This window comes from Lamprocystis purpurea DSM 4197 (genome assembly GCF_000379525.1).
Taxonomy (GTDB): domain Bacteria; phylum Pseudomonadota; class Gammaproteobacteria; order Chromatiales; family Chromatiaceae; genus Thiodictyon; species Thiodictyon purpureum.
The window spans coordinates 1-16,793 of record NZ_KB902533.1 but is presented as its reverse complement, the minus strand read 5'-3'; the positions used below and the strand labels follow the sequence as shown (position 1 = coordinate 16,793).

At 62.7% G+C, this 16,793-nt stretch carries 19 protein-coding genes; 13 read left to right on the top strand and 6 right to left on the bottom strand.

Annotated features, from left to right (window positions below; translation table 11 throughout):
* The first annotated feature begins 166 nt into the window (after nucleotides 1-166).
* The 3 genes from A39O_RS41235 (at nucleotide 167) to A39O_RS43855 (ending at nucleotide 1,468) form a co-directional block, all read left to right on the top strand.
* Nucleotides 167-736: a hypothetical protein gene (locus A39O_RS41235; protein WP_157640406.1), complete on the top strand. Its 570-nt coding sequence runs from the start codon at nucleotides 167-169 to the stop codon at nucleotides 734-736.
* A 274-nt stretch (nucleotides 737-1,010) separates the two neighbouring features.
* Nucleotides 1,011-1,211, top strand: coding sequence for a hypothetical protein (locus tag A39O_RS0125215; protein WP_020507440.1), 201 nt, complete (start codon nucleotides 1,011-1,013; stop codon nucleotides 1,209-1,211).
* Complete coding sequence (locus tag A39O_RS43855; protein ID WP_083924881.1) at nucleotides 1,208-1,468, top strand: ParE family toxin-like protein; 261 nt, start codon at nucleotides 1,208-1,210, stop codon at nucleotides 1,466-1,468. Before A39O_RS0125215 ends, A39O_RS43855 begins: the two co-directional genes overlap by 4 nt.
* Before the next feature lie 204 nt (nucleotides 1,469-1,672).
* Here the strand turns inward: A39O_RS43855 and tsaA are convergent, their stop codons facing one another.
* Together tsaA and A39O_RS35095 are read right to left on the bottom strand one after the other, a co-directional pair.
* Nucleotides 1,673-2,404 (bottom strand): tRNA (N6-threonylcarbamoyladenosine(37)-N6)-methyltransferase TrmO, encoded by a 732-nt coding sequence (gene tsaA, locus A39O_RS0125205; RefSeq protein ID WP_020507438.1) that lies wholly within the window; start codon nucleotides 2,402-2,404, stop codon nucleotides 1,673-1,675.
* A gap of 239 nt (nucleotides 2,405-2,643) precedes the next feature.
* Complete coding sequence (locus A39O_RS35095; protein ID WP_020507437.1) at nucleotides 2,644-4,410, bottom strand: ATP-binding protein; 1,767 nt, start codon at nucleotides 4,408-4,410, stop codon at nucleotides 2,644-2,646.
* Nucleotides 4,411-4,780: 370 nt separating this feature from the next.
* On the opposite strand from A39O_RS35095, the gene A39O_RS0125195 reads away from it, so the two are divergent.
* The 6 genes from A39O_RS0125195 (at nucleotide 4,781) to lon (ending at nucleotide 11,896) form a co-directional block, all read left to right on the top strand.
* Nucleotides 4,781-5,779: a zinc-dependent alcohol dehydrogenase family protein gene (locus A39O_RS0125195; protein WP_020507436.1), complete on the top strand. Its 999-nt coding sequence runs from the start codon at nucleotides 4,781-4,783 to the stop codon at nucleotides 5,777-5,779.
* 19 nt (nucleotides 5,780-5,798) lie between these two features.
* Nucleotides 5,799-6,584, top strand: coding sequence for a tRNA 2-thiocytidine(32) synthetase TtcA (locus tag A39O_RS0125190; RefSeq protein ID WP_020507435.1), 786 nt, complete (start codon nucleotides 5,799-5,801; stop codon nucleotides 6,582-6,584).
* Between the two features lie 448 nt (nucleotides 6,585-7,032).
* A complete protein-coding gene (locus tag A39O_RS0125185; RefSeq protein WP_020507434.1) occupies nucleotides 7,033-7,662 on the top strand; it encodes a hypothetical protein in 630 nt (209 codons plus the stop codon).
* Nucleotides 7,663-7,959: 297 nt separating this feature from the next.
* Nucleotides 7,960-8,481 carry a methyltransferase family protein gene (locus tag A39O_RS0125180; protein WP_020507433.1) on the top strand — a complete coding sequence of 174 codons (522 nt, stop codon included), beginning with the start codon at nucleotides 7,960-7,962 and terminating at the stop codon, nucleotides 8,479-8,481.
* 44 nt (nucleotides 8,482-8,525) lie between these two features.
* On the top strand, nucleotides 8,526-9,341 hold the full coding sequence (rsmA, locus tag A39O_RS0125175) for a 16S rRNA (adenine(1518)-N(6)/adenine(1519)-N(6))-dimethyltransferase RsmA (RefSeq protein ID WP_020507432.1): 816 nt from the start codon (nucleotides 8,526-8,528) through the stop codon (nucleotides 9,339-9,341).
* A gap of 143 nt (nucleotides 9,342-9,484) precedes the next feature.
* Entirely contained in the window at nucleotides 9,485-11,896 is a 2,412-nt protein-coding gene (gene lon, locus A39O_RS0125170; RefSeq protein ID WP_211211716.1) for an endopeptidase La, read from the top strand.
* Between the two features lie 169 nt (nucleotides 11,897-12,065).
* On the opposite strand, the gene A39O_RS35090 is transcribed toward lon, so the two are convergent.
* The 3 genes from A39O_RS35090 to A39O_RS0125155 all read right to left on the bottom strand — a co-directional run bounded on the left by A39O_RS35090 (nucleotide 12,066) and on the right by A39O_RS0125155 (nucleotide 13,321).
* Nucleotides 12,066-12,488, bottom strand: coding sequence for a septal ring lytic transglycosylase RlpA family protein (locus tag A39O_RS35090; RefSeq protein ID WP_051088882.1), 423 nt, complete (start codon nucleotides 12,486-12,488; stop codon nucleotides 12,066-12,068).
* 177 nt (nucleotides 12,489-12,665) lie between these two features.
* A complete protein-coding gene (locus A39O_RS0125160) occupies nucleotides 12,666-13,073 on the bottom strand; it encodes a type II toxin-antitoxin system VapC family toxin (protein ID WP_020507428.1) in 408 nt (135 codons plus the stop codon).
* Complete coding sequence (locus tag A39O_RS0125155; RefSeq protein ID WP_020507427.1) at nucleotides 13,073-13,321, bottom strand: type II toxin-antitoxin system Phd/YefM family antitoxin; 249 nt, start codon at nucleotides 13,319-13,321, stop codon at nucleotides 13,073-13,075. The genes A39O_RS0125160 and A39O_RS0125155 overlap by 1 nt, the downstream gene beginning before the upstream one ends.
* Before the next feature lie 164 nt (nucleotides 13,322-13,485).
* On the opposite strand from A39O_RS0125155, the gene A39O_RS43705 reads away from it, so the two are divergent.
* From A39O_RS43705 to A39O_RS35085, 4 genes are all read left to right on the top strand, one after another.
* Nucleotides 13,486-14,769, top strand: coding sequence for an NERD domain-containing protein (locus A39O_RS43705; protein WP_169338493.1), 1,284 nt, complete (start codon nucleotides 13,486-13,488; stop codon nucleotides 14,767-14,769).
* A complete protein-coding gene (locus A39O_RS0125145; protein ID WP_020507425.1) occupies nucleotides 14,769-15,080 on the top strand; it encodes a hypothetical protein in 312 nt (103 codons plus the stop codon). The genes A39O_RS43705 and A39O_RS0125145 overlap by 1 nt, the downstream gene beginning before the upstream one ends.
* Complete coding sequence (locus A39O_RS0125140) at nucleotides 15,052-15,240, top strand: DUF2283 domain-containing protein (RefSeq protein ID WP_020507424.1); 189 nt, start codon at nucleotides 15,052-15,054, stop codon at nucleotides 15,238-15,240. Before A39O_RS0125145 ends, A39O_RS0125140 begins: the two co-directional genes overlap by 29 nt.
* A gap of 236 nt (nucleotides 15,241-15,476) precedes the next feature.
* Entirely contained in the window at nucleotides 15,477-15,809 is a 333-nt protein-coding gene (locus A39O_RS35085) for a hypothetical protein (RefSeq protein ID WP_040528748.1), read from the top strand.
* A gap of 586 nt (nucleotides 15,810-16,395) precedes the next feature.
* Here the strand turns inward: A39O_RS35085 and A39O_RS0125130 are convergent.
* Nucleotides 16,396-16,788: an ISAzo13-like element transposase-related protein gene (locus A39O_RS0125130; RefSeq protein ID WP_456073033.1), complete on the bottom strand. Its 393-nt coding sequence runs from the start codon at nucleotides 16,786-16,788 to the stop codon at nucleotides 16,396-16,398.
* Nucleotides 16,789-16,793: the final 5 nt, after the last annotated feature.

The window sequence follows — 16,793 nt, the reverse complement described above, 5'->3', positions numbered from 1 at the left end:
CCGCGATCCGTTCGTGCGTTGTGAGGCAAGATTGCCTCATAACGCACGAACGGTGCAGTAAAGAACTGCAGGTAAGGACTTGACAACCCGGATAAACCCTGATGCAATCTAGGCAAGTTTCAGAACCGCAAACCTGACAATTTTTGATTTTACAGAGGAGGCTACAATGGCCATAGCTGGAGGAAAACTTCTAGAAAGATCACGTCGTATTGACTTGTATATTCGCTATAAATTGCCCATCGTTCCACGAAACAGACCTGATGTTTGGCAGAAATTCCTATTCTGGAGCCAATTGCCAGAATCGGTCGCTTTAGCCTTTGTTAAGCATGATCGGGACGTTGGTTATCCGATTATTGGTTTAACTGCAAAGCCAAAGATCAGCGGGTACTATAATGGGGAAAAGTATCCGAGAGTGATCTGGCTCGCAGAGCAGGTCGTTGATGCTTACGAAAACGATGTGCAAGGCTCTGAGATACTCGTCGAATCGACAATATTACACGAGCTTGTGCATATGGGTAGCTACATCAGCCAATATGCGCTTGATGCTCGCGAAGAGTTCACAAAAGAAATAAAAATAAATGGCAAGATCAAAACGCGTTGTGGTTATATGAAGGATGACCGTGGTCACTTAGTAGAGGTTGGCAAGCAATTTGAGGCGGCTGCTTACGGTCAAGATATTGGTTTGAAAAATATGAGTGAAATATATCGCGAACTCCGTTGCGGATCCTGTATTTAAACGCGTAACACGGATAATTTGTAGGGTGTATAGGTGAAGCTTCATACACCGAATGTTTATTTAACACCCAAGCCTAACCCAACGCTCAACCGGAGCGCGGTTATGCGAGGGATTCATTTTTCAGCTTCCCGTGCCGCGCCCGGTTAGCTTTACATGAATTCTGGGGACAGTTTACTTATTTCATACTCTGCGGCAGACGGAATTGAGTAAACTGTCCCCGGAACTGCAAATTCAATCGCGGTGAATAGCACCGGTGGCATTAGAGGCAACCGAAATGACTGTACTCGAAAGAATCGAAGCTCAGGTTCAGGCGTTATCTGAAGTGGAGCTTTACGAGTTTCGCCGCTGGTTTCAGGAGTGGGACGCCGATGCCTGGGACCGCCAAATAGAGGCAGATGCCCAAGCTGGTAAGTTGGACGCCTTGGCGGCAGAAGCGCTCGCCGAGTACCGCTCAGGGCCGGTTAGGGAAATTTGAAACACTACGCATCAACCAAGTTCTGGGGATGTTTCGACGATCTTCCAGAGTCCATTCAGCAGTTGGCAAGAGCGAACTACGAACTCTTGCATCAAGACCCGTCGCATCCGTCCCTGCGCTTCAAACAAGTCAAGAATGGACAGTATCGAAGCGTTCGTGTGGGAAAGCATTTTCGGGCTCTTGGCGTACCCGTCCCAGACGGTGTGCAGTGGTTTTGGATTGGCAGTCATGCCGAGTATGACCAATTGTTGGGCTAACAAGCCCGCTCAAAAAAGTTTGCGGATCATACGCATTAATAATTCGCCATGCTAACAGATTGCATCCTCTTCCAGACGATACGCTAATACGTTGATCGAACTCATGCAATCCAGGATGACACGCAACGAACAAGGTTACCAGGATGAACTCTAGGAGCCAGCGACTGATGGTTCCTTCCTAAATCGCGGACCGATCGCCCAAGCTCAACCGACCGTCGCACCTTCCTCCGCGATGTCCAGCCCGACCACCAGGGCGCGTCGCCCCACCACCTGCCAGCGCAACTCCAGGTCATAGAGCCGCAGGGTGAAGGCATCGCGTTGCGGATACCGGTCCATGTACCCCGGCCGCGGGTCCTGGGCCAACACCTGTTCGATGAGTTGGCGCAGTTGCCGGCTGCCGTCCGGGTCGGCGCGCGTCAGGCCGTGCAAGGCCGCCGGGCTGAACTCCACCACCCAGTCCTGCGCATGCCCGGCCGTCGCGAACCCGGAGCGCGCGTCGGGCAGGGCGTCGGCGTAGGGGACGTAAGGCTTCACGTCGAGCACCGGGGTGCCGTCGAGCAGATCGACACCGCGCAGGCGCAAGGCCAGGCCGGTCGGTGTGCGTTCCAGTCCCTGATGTTCCACCGCGGATAGTCCGATCGGGTTGGGCCGATAGGGCGCGCGGCTGGCGAAGACCCCCACCCGCTCACGTCCGCCCAGACGGGGCGGGCGGACCGTCGGCCGCCAGCCGGCGGTCAGGCAGTCGTCATGGAAGACGAACAGCAACCAGACATGCGAGAAGCCCTCGATCCCCTTGAAGGCCTCCTCGCGAGCATAGTCCGGCAGCAGGTCCAGACGCGCTTGCGCGGCGGTGACCAGTCCCGCCTGCCGCGGGATACCGAACTTGTCGGTGTAGGGGGAGCGGATGAAGCCGATGGGGGAGAAGTGAAAGTCCAACTGAGGGTGCCGCGCCGCCGCTGATCGAGATATGCGGGATGATCGCCGCCCGCGGGCAGTCGGGGCAAGCCGATTCCGGCCTTGGTCATCGTTCCGGCCAGCGGTGCACATTTTGGAGTCCAAGGCTTCAGCCTTGGGCTGCCGATCCAAGGCTGAAGCCTTGGACTCCAGTCGGCCGGCGCCTCGGCTGGCCGGCACCCCTCGGCGGAGCGTGCGCTCGCGCGATTGCATTGCTCTTCTCAGGATCCGATGTCCACCCACCGCCCCAGGGCGTCGCGGAGCCCCGCCTTGGTCATCGGCTTGGCGACAAAGTCGTCCATGCCGGCCGCCAGACAGGCATTACGATCCGTGTCCAGGGTGTTGGCGGTGAGGGCCAGCACCGGGGTGCGCGGCCAGCCCCGTTCGGCTTCCAGGTCACGCAGGAGACGCGTGGCTTCGAAGCCGTCCATGATCGGCATCTGCACATCCATCAGGACGACCTCGATGCCGCCCCGGCCGAACGTGTCCAGTGCCTCCAAGCCATTGCTCGCAATCAGTGTTGAGCAGCCAAGCCGCTCAAGCATGGCCGTGGCCACCTTCTGGCCGACCAGATTGTCCTCGACCAGCAGAACCCGCGGCGGCGCGGGCGGCACCGGTGCCGGGGACCGCGGCGCGGCGCCTGTCGTGTGACTGATGGACAAGGGCACCTGGACCTTGAAGCAGGCCCCCTGATCGGGCTGGCTGTCCACGCTGATGCGGCCGCCCATGAGGTCCAGCAGTCGGCGGCAGATCGCGAGTCCGAGCCCGGCGCCGCCGTGGCGTCGGGTGAATGAGGCGTCGGCCTGGGTGAAGGGGGTGAAGAGTCGGGTTTGGATCTCGGTGCTGATCCCGATTCCCGTGTCGGACACCGCGAGCATCAGTTCATAGCGATCATCGCTCAGGGGGGCACCGCCGATGGCGACGGTCACGGTGCCCCGGTCGGTGAATTTGATCGCATTGTCGATCAGGTTGCCGGCAATCTGGCGCAACCGCCGCGCGTCTCCCAGCAGGTGCGTGGGCAGTGCCGGGTCATGGGTGACGACCAGGTTCAAGCCCTTGGCCGTGCAGCGGTCACGCAGCGATTCGGCCGCCGACTGAAGTTCGGCACCGGGTTCCAGTGGGGCATAGCGAGGCTCCAGCGCGCCCGCTTCGAGCGTCGACATGTCAAGGATATCCTGGATGATGTGCAGCAGCCGATCGCCGGCCTGCTGCGCCAGGACGATGTGTCTGACCTGTTCCGGAGTGGGGTTGTCGGACTGCAGGAGATGCAGCATGCCGAGTACCCCGTTCATTGGAGTGAATAGTTCATGGCTGACGGTCGCCAGGAACTCGCTCTTGGCGCGGCTGGCGGCCTCGGCCCGCTCGCGCTGGGCTTCGATGAGCGCCTGATCGCTGCGGTTCTGAAGCAGTGCGCCGATTTGCTGAGCGAAGACGGTGAATGACTCGAGTTGCGCGGCGGTCAGTTCGTGGCAGCCGGTGTTTTCGCGCGCCGTGACCCCGCCGAGGACGACCGCGAAGCCGGTCTCGCTGGGGCCGATACAGGCGCTCGCGACCAGTTGCCGCAATCCCAGGTCCCGCAGCAGGGGATGCGCTTGCGGACTCCACAATCCGGTGTGGTCGCGCCGAAAGCGCGCGTCGGCGAGCAGGGTGCCCAGCGCGGCGGCGCTGATGGTCGCGGGCGCGATCCCGACGACGGCGGCCGGGTGCTCGGCGAGGGTGCCGTCGGGCGCGGTCAGCCACAGCAGCCCGAAGCTGAGGTCGAACAACTCCATTACCGCTTCGGCCGTGATTTCGGCAAACACGCCTTGGTCACGCACGGCGATGGCGCGGGTGTTGTAGGACTGGATGCCCGCAAAACGCTCCAGCGTGCGGTTCAAGTCGTCCTGGGTGGTCATCAACTGCTGCCGGACCACCGCCGACCGTGCGATCCGGGCCTGGAGTTCGGCGATCTGGCCCGTCAGGTCATTGAGGTCCGTCGGGTCGCTCATGGTCTCGATCCTTATCGTCTGCGTGTTGCCGAATTGTACCGGTCATCGGGCCGCTGCGGGATGGGTCGGTGTCGGCTCAGGCGCGGGGCTATAGCCTTCTCACCTGATATCCAGGCATACCCTTGGCAAGGGGCTGGTTTGAAACCCGTCCCTTGTCCGGTTATCACGTTCGACGGCTATACGGTCGCCGTCGCGGGCTGGCGTGGTGCCCTGGCGTTGCGAACTCGCGGTGCGCTCTGGTGTTGTCAGACAGGTGCGCTCAAGGCTACTGTTGCTTCTGAGGTGCTTGGCGCGACCTCCTGGCGCATGGGGCGGGCAGCGCGCGGCGCTGGTCGCTCCGGAACATAACAACGACGCGAGGGGAGTTTTCATGAAAGTCATCGAGATGCGTGAAACCGGCGGGCCCGCGGTGCTTGAGTTGACGGAGCGTCCGCGGCCGGAGCTGACGACCCCGACCGAGATCCTGGTGAGGCTGGTCGCGGCCGGAATCAATCCGGTTGATACCAAGATCCGCGCACGCGGACCGCTCCTTCCCGACGGGCTGCCGGCCGTCCTGGGCTGCGACGGGTCCGGCGTGGTGGAGGCGGTCGGTGCCGAGGTCACCCGGTTCAAGGTCGGTGACGAGGTCTGGTTCTGTCACGGCGGACTGGGCGGGCCGGTCGGGAACTATGCAGACTACATTTGCCTGGACAATCAGTTTGCTCAGGCGAAGCCGCGCGGGATCAGTTTCGTCGAGGCCGCCGCGGCCCCGTTGGTGCTGCTCACCGCCTGGGAAGCCTTGGCTGACCGGGCCGGTTTGCTGCCGGATCAAACAGTGTTGATCCATGCCGGTGCCGGCGGGGTCGGGCATGTCGCGATTCAACTCGCGCGTGCTGCCGGGGCGCGGGTCTGTACTACGGTCAGCAGCCCGGAGAAGGCTGACTTTGCCCATGCCCTGGGGGCCGAGTACTGCATCAATTACCGGGAGGAGAATCTGCTCGAGGCGGTGATGGACTGGACCGGCGGGCGCGGGGTGGACATCGCCCTCGACACCGTGGGACCCGCGTGCTTCCGTGCCAGTATTCCGGCGATGGCGGCCTACGGCAATCTGGTGACCATTCTGGACCCGGGTCCGGACCTGGACCTGAAGGAGGCGCGCAACCGCAACCTGCGCATCAGTCTGGAACTGATGCTGACGCCGCAACTGCGCGATCTGCCGCGGGCGCGAGCCCACCAGGGCGAGATCCTGCGTCGCTGCGGCAAGATGATCGACACGGGGGAACTGCGGATTCATGTTTCGCAGACCTTCCCACTGGCGCAGGTGCAGGAGGCCCATCGCCTGATCGAGGACGGCCATGTGACCGGCAAGCTGGCTTTGACCATCGCATGAGAACACCGTTTTGCCAGTGATGACCGAGTCTTTCCCCAAGCCGCCGAAATCCCTGTTGCGCCAGGTTGGCCGCGCGATTGCCGACTTCGGCATGATCCGCGACGGTGACCGCATCCTGCTCGGTGTTTCGGGCGGCAAGGACTCGCTGTCGCTGCTGATGATCCTGCATCATCTGCAGACCTATGCTCCGGTGCGTTTCGAGCTGGCGGTGCTGACGGTCGATCCGCAGGTGCCTGGATTCGATCCATCGCACTTGCCGGATTATTACGCGCGTCTGGGGCTCGTTGGGTACTACGAGCGCCAGCCGCTCATGGAGCAGGCCCGCACGCATATGGACGGCGATTCGTTCTGCGCCTACTGTTCGCGCATGAAGCGCGGGATCATGTACCGCATCTGCCGTGAGCAGGGGTACAACGTCTTGGCGCTGGGCCAGCATCTGGACGATCTGGCGGAGAGCCTTCTGATGTCGCTCTTCCACGGCGGCCAGTTGCGGACCATGAAGGCTCATTATGTCAACGATGCGGGGGACATTCGCATCATCCGACCGCTCGCCTATTGCCGTGAGCGCCAGACGGCGGATTTTGCCCGCGCGGCCGGGTTGCCGGTGGTGCCCGACAGTTGCCCGGCCTGTTTCTCCATGCCGACCCGTCGGGAGTACATGAAAGCGCTGCTGGCGCGGGAGGAATCCGGGCACCCCCACCTGTTCGCCAACATCCTACATGCCATCAAGCCCATCCTGACGGAGGGTCCGGTGCCGGAAGCCCTGTGTCCGGCTGATGCGGTGGATCCTCCGCCGCACCCATGACCACCGCAAGCGACTTGCCCGCGGCTCCAGATCCGGCTGCTTTGCGCACGGCAATCAGACCGGTCGCCGAGCGTCATCGCTGGCGGCTGGTGGTCTTGTTCGGTTCCGTGGCGCGGGAGCGTGACGCAAATTGTCCATTGATGACGCCAGGGTCAGGCCAGGCCTCCCTGGGTCAGCGGCGCCGGCGGTACCGGCCCTGAGTCGGGTCATCCAGGATTTCTGTGATCTGGTCGAAAAGTCTTGAAATACAGCCGGCCGCTGATAAACTCCGCGTGGCGTTGTGGATGAACAGGCGCCTGTGGTTGGCACTGATGTAGGCGGTACGGTTATTGCTGCTCTTCAGGCAGCGGAGCCGGGTCAATCGGGATGAGGGTCGGTTCGCGATCCGCCCACCGGATTGCAGATCGCCAGACCGGATGCCGCGATAAGAAAATATGGAGATCGACGAATGAACACGTACAGCCAACGCATTCTCCTGGTCGTGATCGCGCTGAGCCTGTCATTGCTCAGCGCGGCCGCCGCGACGCTCAACCTTGATCGAGCCTCCCAGCTCCAATCGGGTCGTTGTGCGTCTGTGCCTGTCCGGATGATCCGTGGCGGTGCTGCCGAGGATCTGACCGGGCTCACTGCCGCGCTTGCGCGCGAGCCCGAGGCCAATCTGACCGGATTGATCGGTGCCCTGGGACAGATGATCGTCGAGGGCGCACTCAGCGATGCTGCCATCAGCGGCCGCTTCGAACCCGTGATCAATGTTGTCGTGGCGGGATCCCAGTTCTCACTGGAGGTGTGCCGCGACAGCATCGTTGGTGAGGTTTCCGTGGCGCACCAGCCGCGGGTGCACTTCGTGATCGGCGACTTCGACCGCGACGGTGCCACGGACGTGGCGGTGCGCCGCAGCGGCAGTCCCGACTGGTCGGTCGACTTGGGCGCCTTACGCCGGGTGACGGTCGGGCTGGGTGAGCCGGTGCGGCTGCACCTGATCGAGGTTGCGACACCTGGCGCGAGCGTCCTTGACGACGGCGGGCGCTGTCAGATCACCTGGCTTGCCCAAGCGCTGACGGACCGGCACAAGACCTGAAGGGGACATCTGCGGTGTATAGCCTTCGGACGTGATAACCGGACGTAGGGGCGGGTTTCAAACCCGCCCCGCCCCGACACGAAGGTCTGTCTGGATATCAAGTGCGAACGCTATATACCGGCAGGATGTCGGAATCCAGCGCCAAGGATGGTCGCTCGCGGGTACTACGGATTCGCGGGGTTCGCGGGAGCGGGGTAGGCCGCCCCCGGTTGGCTTGCCGAGCGGCGCCGGCCGCCTTGCCTTGCGGCGGCGCGCCCGCACCTTGATTCCACCACATCATAACCCGCAGGATGATCCATGTCTCCCGATCCGCGCTCCGGCGCCCCGTCAACACCTGCGGCCGCCTGGCACGGCCGGCGCGGCGAACTCCTGGTCGCCGTTCAGTTCGCACTCGTCTTTGTCTTTGTCATGGTCCCGATTTGGAACCCCTGGCTGACGCCGGACCTGCTGGCCGCGACCATACAGCCCCGGTGGGTCGCTCTGCTGATCCTGAGTGTCATCGGCGCGGCTTTCGGCACGCTCGGCTCGCTGGGCATTCGCCGGTACCTGACGCCCTTGCCTTACCCGGTGGACCACAGCCGGCTGGTGACGACAGGCGTGTACGGGCTCATCCGTCACCCGCTCTACAGCAGCCAGTTGTTCGTCGCCCTGGGTTGGGTCTTCTATACCCTGAGTCTCAGTCACTTGGCGATTCTGATCCTCGGTTTTCTGTTCTTCGACTTCAAGGCGGCCAAGGAGGAAAGCTGGCTGACCGAGCGTCATCCCGAGTACGCCGGTTACGCGCTCAAGGTCCGCAAGTTCGTGCCCTGGGTTTATTGAGGTAAGGCTCGATTCCGGTCGCTGATTCGGCCACACTGTGGGTTATGCATCAAGCGCGCAAACGTTTCGGCCAGAACTTCCTTCATGACCCCGGTACCATCCGCCGCATCATCGAGGCTATCCGTCCGCGCCCTGGGGAGTCTCTGGTCGAGATCGGCCCAGGGCAGGGCGCCATTACACGGGGTCTGTTGGAGCAGGCCGGCGCGCTGGACGCGATCGAACTCGATCGCGACCTGATCGAGCCGCTGCGGGAGCGCCTGGCCGGGGTCGGAGCCTTGCGCATCCACAGTGCCGATGCGCTGCGCTTCGATTTGTGCACCCTGGCGCCGCGGCCGGCGTCGCTGCGGCTGGTCGGCAATTTGCCGTACAACATCTCGACCCCGCTCATGTTCCGCTTTCTGGAGCAGGCCGAGTGCATCGCCGACATGCATCTGATGCTGCAACGCGAGGTGGTGGAGCGCATCGCCGCGGACCCGGGCAACAAGGTCTATGGCCGGCTCTCGGTGATGGTGCAGACCTGGTGTGATGCGCAATTGCTGTTCCGGATCGGCCCGGGAGCCTTCACCCCGGCCCCCAAGGTGGAGTCCGCCTTGCTGCGTTTGCGGCCCTTGCGGCCCCTGCCGCACCCCCTGGTCGATCCGGCCGGGCACGCGCGGCTGGTCGCCGCGGCCTTTTCCCAGCGTCGTAAAACCTTGCGCAACAGTCTGTTGGGGCTGGCGGATGCGAGTGTCTTCGCCGCCGCCGGGATCGATCCAGGGCAGCGGGCGGAGACCGTCGACGTGGCCGGCTTCATCCGGTTGGCCAATGCCGTGCATCGCCCGGATGCAGAACCCGCTTGCAATTCCCGCGCCGCGCCCTGAAATCCGCCTATAGATAACAAGGTATTAGCCCCCCATGCGGCGCCGCTGGCGGTGCGCTAGGGCGCGGGTTCAATCAGCAACGGGCTAGTGCCCGGGAGACGTGAATGCCTGAGTCGGACAGCGTGGTAGCGGACAGCCTGGACATGGAAAGCGCGGATGTCGAGGACAGCCCCGACCAAGCGGCGGGCGGGCAGATTCAGTTGGCGCGGTCGGGCGACATGTTGCCGGGACAGATTCATCTGTTACCGGTGGCGTCCCGACCCTTTTTCCCTGGTCAGGCGGTGCCGCTCATGATGGCGGCGGAGCACTGGTCGTCCACCATCGAGGCGGTCGGCGCCACCGAGCACAAGATCCTCGGCGTCGTGCTGGTTCGCAGCGAGACTTCGGAGGAGGCCGGCTCCAAGGACTTCTACACCGTCGGCACCGCCTGCCGCGTGCATCGGGTGCACCGTCAGGATGACCATTTGCAGGTGCTGATCGAGTGCCTGCAGCGCTTCCATATCGAAGGCTGGGTCCATGGCGAGGTTCCCTTCAATGCCCGGGTCTCCTATCTGCCCGAGCCCGCCGGTCCGCCGGACGATCAGGTGCGCGCCTATGCGATGGCGGTGATCAATACCATCAAGGAACTGCTGCCGCTCAACCCGCTGTATGTGGAAGAGTTGCGCATGTTTCTGGACCGTTTCGGCCCGGATGATCCCTCGCACCTGTCCGACTTCGCCGCCAGTCTCACCACCTCCAAGAAAGAGCAGTTGCAAGAGGTGCTGGAGGCGGTGCCGCTCCTGCCGCGCATGGAAAAGGTGCTGGTGTTGCTCAACAATGAGCTGGAACTGGCCAAGGCGCAGCAAAAGATCCGCCACTCGGTCGAGGAGCGGATGCAGAAGCAGCAGCGCGAGTTCTTCTTGAAGGAGCAGCTCAAGGCCATCCAGAAGGAGTTGGGGCTGGCCAAGGATGACCGGACCGCTGAGGTGGATAAGTTCAAGGCGCGTTTGACCAAACTCACACTCACGGAGGAGGCCGAGAAGCGCGTCGGCGAGGAACTCGAGAAGATGGCGATCCTGGAGACCGGCTCGCCGGAATACTCGGTGACCCGCAACTATCTCGACTGGATCACGCTCTTGCCCTGGGGGCAGCACTCCGCGGACAAACTGGACCTGAAGCGCGCCCGCCGCATTCTGGACCGCGACCACTATGGGCTGGCGGATGTGAAGGAGCGCATCCTGGAGTTCCTGGCGGTTGGCATCCACAAGGGCGAGATCGCCGGCTCCATCATCCTGCTGGTGGGTCCGCCCGGCGTGGGCAAGACCTCGGTCGGCCGCTCCATCGCCGATGCCCTGGGTCGACGCTTCTATCGGTTCTCGGTGGGCGGCATGCGTGACGAGGCCGAGATCAAGGGCCATCGGCGTACCTACATCGGTGCCATGCCCGGCAAATTCCTGCAGGCCATCAAAGACGCGGGCACCGCCAATCCGGTGATCATGCTCGACGAGATCGACAAGATCGGCGCCTCCTACCATGGCGATCCGGCCTCGGCCCTGCTGGAAGTCCTGGACCCGGAGCAAAACTCGGACTTCCTCGACCACTATCTGGACCTGCGCTTCGATCTCTCCAAGGTCCTGTTCGTCTGTACCGCCAATCAGACCGACAGCATTCCGGGGCCGCTGCTGGACCGCATGGAGCAGATTTCGCTTGCCGGCTACATCGCCGAGGAGAAGCTCCAGATCGCCCGGCGCTTTTTGCTGCCGCGCCAGCTCGACCGGGCCGGGTTGGCCAAGGACACCATCAAACTCGACACCGCGACCCTGCGCCCGCTGATCGACGGCTATGCCCGCGACGCGGGCGTGCGCCGCCTGGAGAAGCAACTCGGCAAGATCGTGCGCAAAGTGGCGGTGCGCCTGCTGGAAGGGCAGGAGACACCCATCATCATCACACCCGATGACCTGAAGGGCTATCTCGGCAGTCCGGTCTTCCGCGACGAGCGTAAGCTCTCCGGTCCCGGTGTCGTCACCGGTCTCGCCTGGACCGCCATGGGTGGTGCCACCCTGTCCATCGAGGCGGTACGGGCCCATGAACAGGCGCGCGGCTTCAAGCTCACCGGCCAATTGGGCGATGTGATGAAAGAGTCCGCCGAGATCGCCTACACCTACGTCGCCAGCCGCGCGCGCGACCTGGGGGCCGAGCCATCCTTTTTCGACAAAGCCTTCATCCACCTGCATGTTCCGGCCGGTGCCACCCCCAAGGATGGACCGTCCGCCGGCATCACCATGGCCTCAGCCCTGCTCTCGCTCGCCCGCAACGAGCCGGTGCGGCGCATCGCCATGACCGGTGAGATCACCCTCACCGGCGAGGTCTTCCCCATCGGCGGCGTCCGCGAGAAACTCATCGCCGCCCGCCGCGCCGGAATCAGCGAACTCATCCTCCCTGAGGACAACCGCGGCGAATTCGATGAAGTTCCGGAGCATGTCCGCAAGGGATTCCGCATCCACTTCGTTTCACGCTACGAGGATGTGCTGCCGCTGCTCTTCAAGGAACCGCGCCGCGCCGAGCGCAAGGGGTAATCGCCGTCTGGAGTCGCCGCAGATCGCGCAGGTTTCGTCAATTTGGGTAGAGCGCGGCGAAACCCATCCAAATCGCGACGCAATTTCGGTTGCTTTCTGGGAGCGCCGACCCGATCAGCGCCGGGTGATGCGGCTGTCGGGGCGACACGGAAGGTGGGCGTGCGGGCCGTCAGAACACGTCGTTCAGGGTGAGTGGTTCGGATTTGGATTTGTTCAAGACCTCCAGTCGGACCTTGGCAACGCCCTTGCGGGTGAGCCCGATCTCGGAGGCGGCGGCGCGCGAGAGGTCGATGACGCGGCCCCGGCTGAAAGGACCACGGTCGTTGATGTGCACTACCACGCTCTCGCCGGAGCCGACATCGGTCACCCGCACCTGGGTCCCCAGGGGGAGCGTGCGATGGGCGGCGCTGAACCCATTACGGTCGTAGCGGGCGCCGCTGGCGGTGCGCCGCCCGTGGAAGCGGTCGGCGTAATAGGAGGCCACACCGGCCTGGGAGGAACCTGACTGCTCCTGCATGAAACCGGTGCGGGCCGCGACTTCGGCGCCGATCAGTTGTGTCGCCAGAGCCGACATGATCAGGGTTTTTTTCATCACTATCAACCGTTTATTTTGGCCGGCCTGCTTCCTCCTGCCCAGGGAATGGGGGTGGGAAGTCGGTCGGTCGTTTGCGGATGGCCGGATACTAAGGGAATTCCCTGAGTAAGGGAACCCTTCATTCCCGAGAGATTCAGCGCGAAGACGCGCAGGAGGTAAGACCTGATCGTTTGCCTACGCCTTCTTGCCGGCTGCGACCCCGCCAATCCGCTGAACCGGGTAGAGGTTGATCAGTGGGTCATCGGTCATTAACAGCAGCGGCTCGGTTTGCGCCTGGACGATCAGCAGGCGGTCAAACGGATCGCGATGATGAACTGGCAGGTGACGGACGGCAGCGGCATGGACGGCGGATATCGGCAGCTCGCGAAAGCCGGTTGCCAGTGCCGCGCGATGGATCGTATCAGGCTCCACGTCGAAATCCGGGCGGTCGAGGGCACGCTTGATCGCAATCTCCCAGATATTGACGGCGCTGAAGAAGACTCGGTGCTCGGGTGATTCCAGCACGTCCCTGCACGCAGCATCGAGCCGCGCGGGCCGCAACAAGGCCCACAGCAGGATGTGGGTGTCGGTCAGCACCCGCATCAGCGGCCCTCGACAGCGTCGGTGAAGTCATCCGGGGTCTCCGGGATCGGCGGTGCATGTTCGTCAGGCAGACTGAAGCAGCCTTCCAGCCGACCGAGCACGCGCCGCTGCGGTGCCTTACCGACCAGCACCAGGCGCACGACCGGCGTGCCGGCGCGGGCGATGACGGCCTCGCCACCGGCCTCCACCTGTTCGATGAGCCGGGACAAGTGTGACTTGGCTTCGTGAATGTTGAACTGGGTTTGCATGGTTAGTCCCCGATTAGCTAATCGGAGGATAAACTTGCACGGCTAGCGAGACAAGGCGCAAGTAAGACACCTGAGTCCTCTTGCCCGATCGTTAACGCCCTGATAAGGTCGACTCCCGGAGCAACTCCGATTCCAGGATGCAAGGAAACAAGGGAGACACCGCGATGGTCCGTCACATCCCCTGCGGGATCGCCGTCAACGAGAGCGAGCGCATCGCCTGCGAACGCCTGCGTGTCACGCTCCAGGGCGCCGAAGGCGACTGGATCATCCTCTCCAACCTCAATCACGCTCAGCACCCCAGCGTCCGCTCGGACGAAATCGACGCTGTCATCATCGGCCCGCCCGGTGTCTTTGTCGTCGAGATCAAGCATTGGGACCTCGAGTACCTGCGCAAGAACCCGCAGATCGCCGAGCGCGAGGCCGACCGGATCGACGCCAAAGCGAAGCGTGTGGCCGGCAAACTGCGCTCGCGGCTCGACCCCGGCTTCGTCGCTGCGCGGCTGCTCCTGACCCGCGGCGTCGTCCGCTGCGACGCGGCCAAGCGTCCAAGTCCTCGTGGTGTTGCTGTCTTTGGGTTATCGGAAGGCCTGGATCTGGTGGCGGCAAGCGGTCGGACCCAGTTGCCCTCCGATCAGATCGCGCTGGCCGCCCGCTTGCTGGAACCCAGAGTCCCGGTTGCGTTGAGCGGCCAATTGCGGACTTTCGCCGGCCTGTCAAACCTGGAGCGCCTGTCCGACCCGTCCAGCAATGGGGTCGACGCCTTCCACCGCAGCTACCGCGGCCAGCACCCGACCCGTCGCGATCGGGTCATCCTGCATCTGTATGACCTGTCGGCCACCCAAGAGAAACAGGCCCTTGAGCTGGCTAAACGGGAATTCGACACCATCCAGCGCTGGCAGAAAAGCCCCTACGTCCCCAGCCTGCTGGACTCCTTCCAGGAGGCTGAAGGCTATCCCGGCGAGTTGGTCTTCTACTCCCTGGTCGACCCGGCTGCCCCGACCATTGCCGAGCGGTCCAAGGATGTCGGCTGGGACCTTCCGTCACGCCTGGCCTATGCCCGGACCACGCTGGCGGCCTTGCGAGAATTCCATCAGCCGCAAGACCAGAACCTGCCGGCGCTCGTCCACCGCCGTCTATCTCCGAACAGCCTGCGCGTCCGTCATAACAATCAACCCCTGTTCACCGACTTCAACCTGACCCGGCTCCAGGACGCCGAAACCCTTGCCTCGGCTCAGGTCGACTTCGGCAACCTCGAGCCCTTCCTGGCCGAGGAGGTCCGCCACGGTGGACTGGCCGCCGCCGACGCCCGCTCCGACATCGCCGCCCTGTGCGCCTCCCTGCTCACCTTGTTCGAGCACGGGGAGCCCGGCGCCGACGCGGTCCGCGGCATTCTGGAACTGGGTCGAGCCCCCAATCCGACCGACCGCCCGACCGCTTCCTCGCGCTGATGAAATGGGTGGAGGGCCAGCCTTTGCAGGATCTGTCCGGGCTCCTGACCCTCTATGTGGAAGAACTGGGTGAAGATAGCGCCGAGGCCCTGGCCTACCGCTGGCTGCTGGACCTGTGCGCCGCCTTGAGCGAGTTGCACCGGGTCGGACTGGTCCATGGCGATGTCAGTCCCAAGAACCTCATCGTTCAGGGCGGGACCATCGTCCTCACCGACTACGACACCGCCTCTCTAGCCGGCGAACCAGCCCGCGGTGGGACCTTGCCCTTCACCAGCCCCCACTATGAAACTCGAATTCGACCCGGTGGCTGATGCCGCCTATTTTGAGATTACTTCCGCCGAGCTCGAGGCAACTAAAGAGATCGAACCCGGCATCATCGCCGACTATGATGCAAACGGACATATCGTCGGCATCGAGATTCTGGCTGTCAGCAAACGCGGCAACATGGTACCAGTGAAGGAGGCCGCGTAGATTGGAGCTTGAAGGACGGGGTGCAGATCTCCGGTGTGGTCCAGGAAAACGTCTTCGCAACCTGGCGATCTCCACTCGGCGACTTGCCCGCGAAGACGACCGTACACGATATGGCTGGAACCCTACGGAAAAGACAGTTCGCAACGCCATGACGAGGCAACTGAGATGACAGCAGTGACACTGGATTTACCGGACTCCCTGGTACGACAGGCAGACCAAGCGGCGCGGCTTATGCAGTGCCCTTAGAGCAAGTGCTCGCCGCAGTTCTGGAAGCAGCCTTGCCCGGATTGGACGACGTACCATCCGAACTTCAGGCTCGCCTTCTGGAAATGACCTGGCTGGGCGACGGACCACTGCTCACAATCGCTCACAGCGCCATGTCGGAATCGGAGCAAGAGCGTCTCTCGGATCTCGGACAACGCTCAGCCGGACTGACGTCTGAAGAGCAGGCTGAGCTTGCCCTGTTGCGCGAGTGTTACGGCGCGATCACCCTGCAGAAGGCTTGGGCTTATGCGCTGCTTAGCATTCGCAGTGGTAAGGCGCGATTCGGACAAACCGCACCGACGTGATAGAGTATTTCAAAGGCGCTGCGAGAGCGTGTTGCCGATCGGCCGGAGCATTGCCATGACTAAGCTGTTCGCCCTAATTCCGGAAGGTGTCTTCTCCGCCCTGAATCTCGACTTCAGTCAAGCGGGCGACACCGGGTCACGCGACAGTCGCTCCGCTTGATTCCATAGTGACTCAGTCTGCCCGACGATCCGCCAATGTTTGGCGATATTGTGCGCCAACCACCTGACACCATGCTCTTCGGTGAGTTTACGGGTCAACTGCGTGAGAGAATACGTATTATCGTCCCCCAGCCAGGTAACCGAAGACCTTTGCGTTGGATCCGCGATGCGCGCCCGAAAAACATTCGGTTCGACAATTGAGTGGTCGACAGGGAGAGCGATAGGAACGATCTCGATTTCCGTCCCTGCCTCTATAATGCCATGTCGTGCAAGCACCTTTAGCGTCAGTTCGCGTCGTCCGCCGCTTGCTTGACGGACCACTTCCTCTTTCTGACGCAACCTGATCTGATAATCGCGGGCCTGAGCAAGTGGGATTACTTGCCGTAGATCGATAAGTAACGAGGCATAAATTAGTTATACATTTTTATTAGGAGAAACCGTTGGGATCAACAACGTAATTCCATTGTCCAAGGCTCAAGTCATGCCGGATAAACTGATCTTTGATCTCCCGGAAGCCGTCGGAGCATTTGCGACCGAGCGCGTAGAATTTATCGAGGATGCGNGCGGTGACGCGCAGCCCGGTGTCGGTGGTCGTGCGCTCGACGGTCCACCGTGCGGTCTCGGGGGAGTCGAGGATGACCCCGCTCCAGGTGNGCTCGACTTGACTGAAGAGGCGATGCTCAATGGGGTTCCACTTGGAGGTATAGGGCGGATAGTGGGCGATGCGCAGGCGCAGGCCCAGGCGTTGGGCCAAGGCGATCAGGTCCTCTTTGAANCGCAGGGAGCGCGCCGCGTTGCTGCCGCCGCCATCGCAGAGCACCAGGA

Coding starts and splice junctions, on each gene's coding strand:
- A39O_RS0125140 (WP_020507424.1), top strand. CDS start 15,052: ATGAAACTCGAATTCGACCCGGTGGCTGATGCCGCCTATTTTGAGATT.
- lon (WP_211211716.1), top strand. CDS start 9,485: ATGGAAAGCGCGGATGTCGAGGACAGCCCCGACCAAGCGGCGGGCGGG.
- A39O_RS0125160 (WP_020507428.1), bottom strand. CDS start 13,073: ATGCGGGTGCTGACCGACACCCACATCCTGCTGTGGGCCTTGTTGCGG.
- A39O_RS0125145 (WP_020507425.1), top strand. CDS start 14,769: ATGAAATGGGTGGAGGGCCAGCCTTTGCAGGATCTGTCCGGGCTCCTG.
- A39O_RS0125195 (WP_020507436.1), top strand. CDS start 4,781: ATGAAAGTCATCGAGATGCGTGAAACCGGCGGGCCCGCGGTGCTTGAG.
- A39O_RS35095 (WP_020507437.1), bottom strand. CDS start 4,410: ATGAGCGACCCGACGGACCTCAATGACCTGACGGGCCAGATCGCCGAA.
- rsmA (WP_020507432.1), top strand. CDS start 8,526: ATGCATCAAGCGCGCAAACGTTTCGGCCAGAACTTCCTTCATGACCCC.
- A39O_RS43705 (WP_169338493.1), top strand. CDS start 13,486: ATGGTCCGTCACATCCCCTGCGGGATCGCCGTCAACGAGAGCGAGCGC.
- A39O_RS0125190 (WP_020507435.1), top strand. CDS start 5,799: ATGACCGAGTCTTTCCCCAAGCCGCCGAAATCCCTGTTGCGCCAGGTT.
- A39O_RS35090 (WP_051088882.1), bottom strand. CDS start 12,488: ATGAAAAAAACCCTGATCATGTCGGCTCTGGCGACACAACTGATCGGC.
- A39O_RS0125185 (WP_020507434.1), top strand. CDS start 7,033: ATGAACACGTACAGCCAACGCATTCTCCTGGTCGTGATCGCGCTGAGC.
- A39O_RS0125180 (WP_020507433.1), top strand. CDS start 7,960: ATGTCTCCCGATCCGCGCTCCGGCGCCCCGTCAACACCTGCGGCCGCC.
- A39O_RS41235 (WP_157640406.1), top strand. CDS start 167: ATGGCCATAGCTGGAGGAAAACTTCTAGAAAGATCACGTCGTATTGAC.
- A39O_RS0125155 (WP_020507427.1), bottom strand. CDS start 13,321: ATGCAAACCCAGTTCAACATTCACGAAGCCAAGTCACACTTGTCCCGG.
- A39O_RS0125215 (WP_020507440.1), top strand. CDS start 1,011: ATGACTGTACTCGAAAGAATCGAAGCTCAGGTTCAGGCGTTATCTGAA.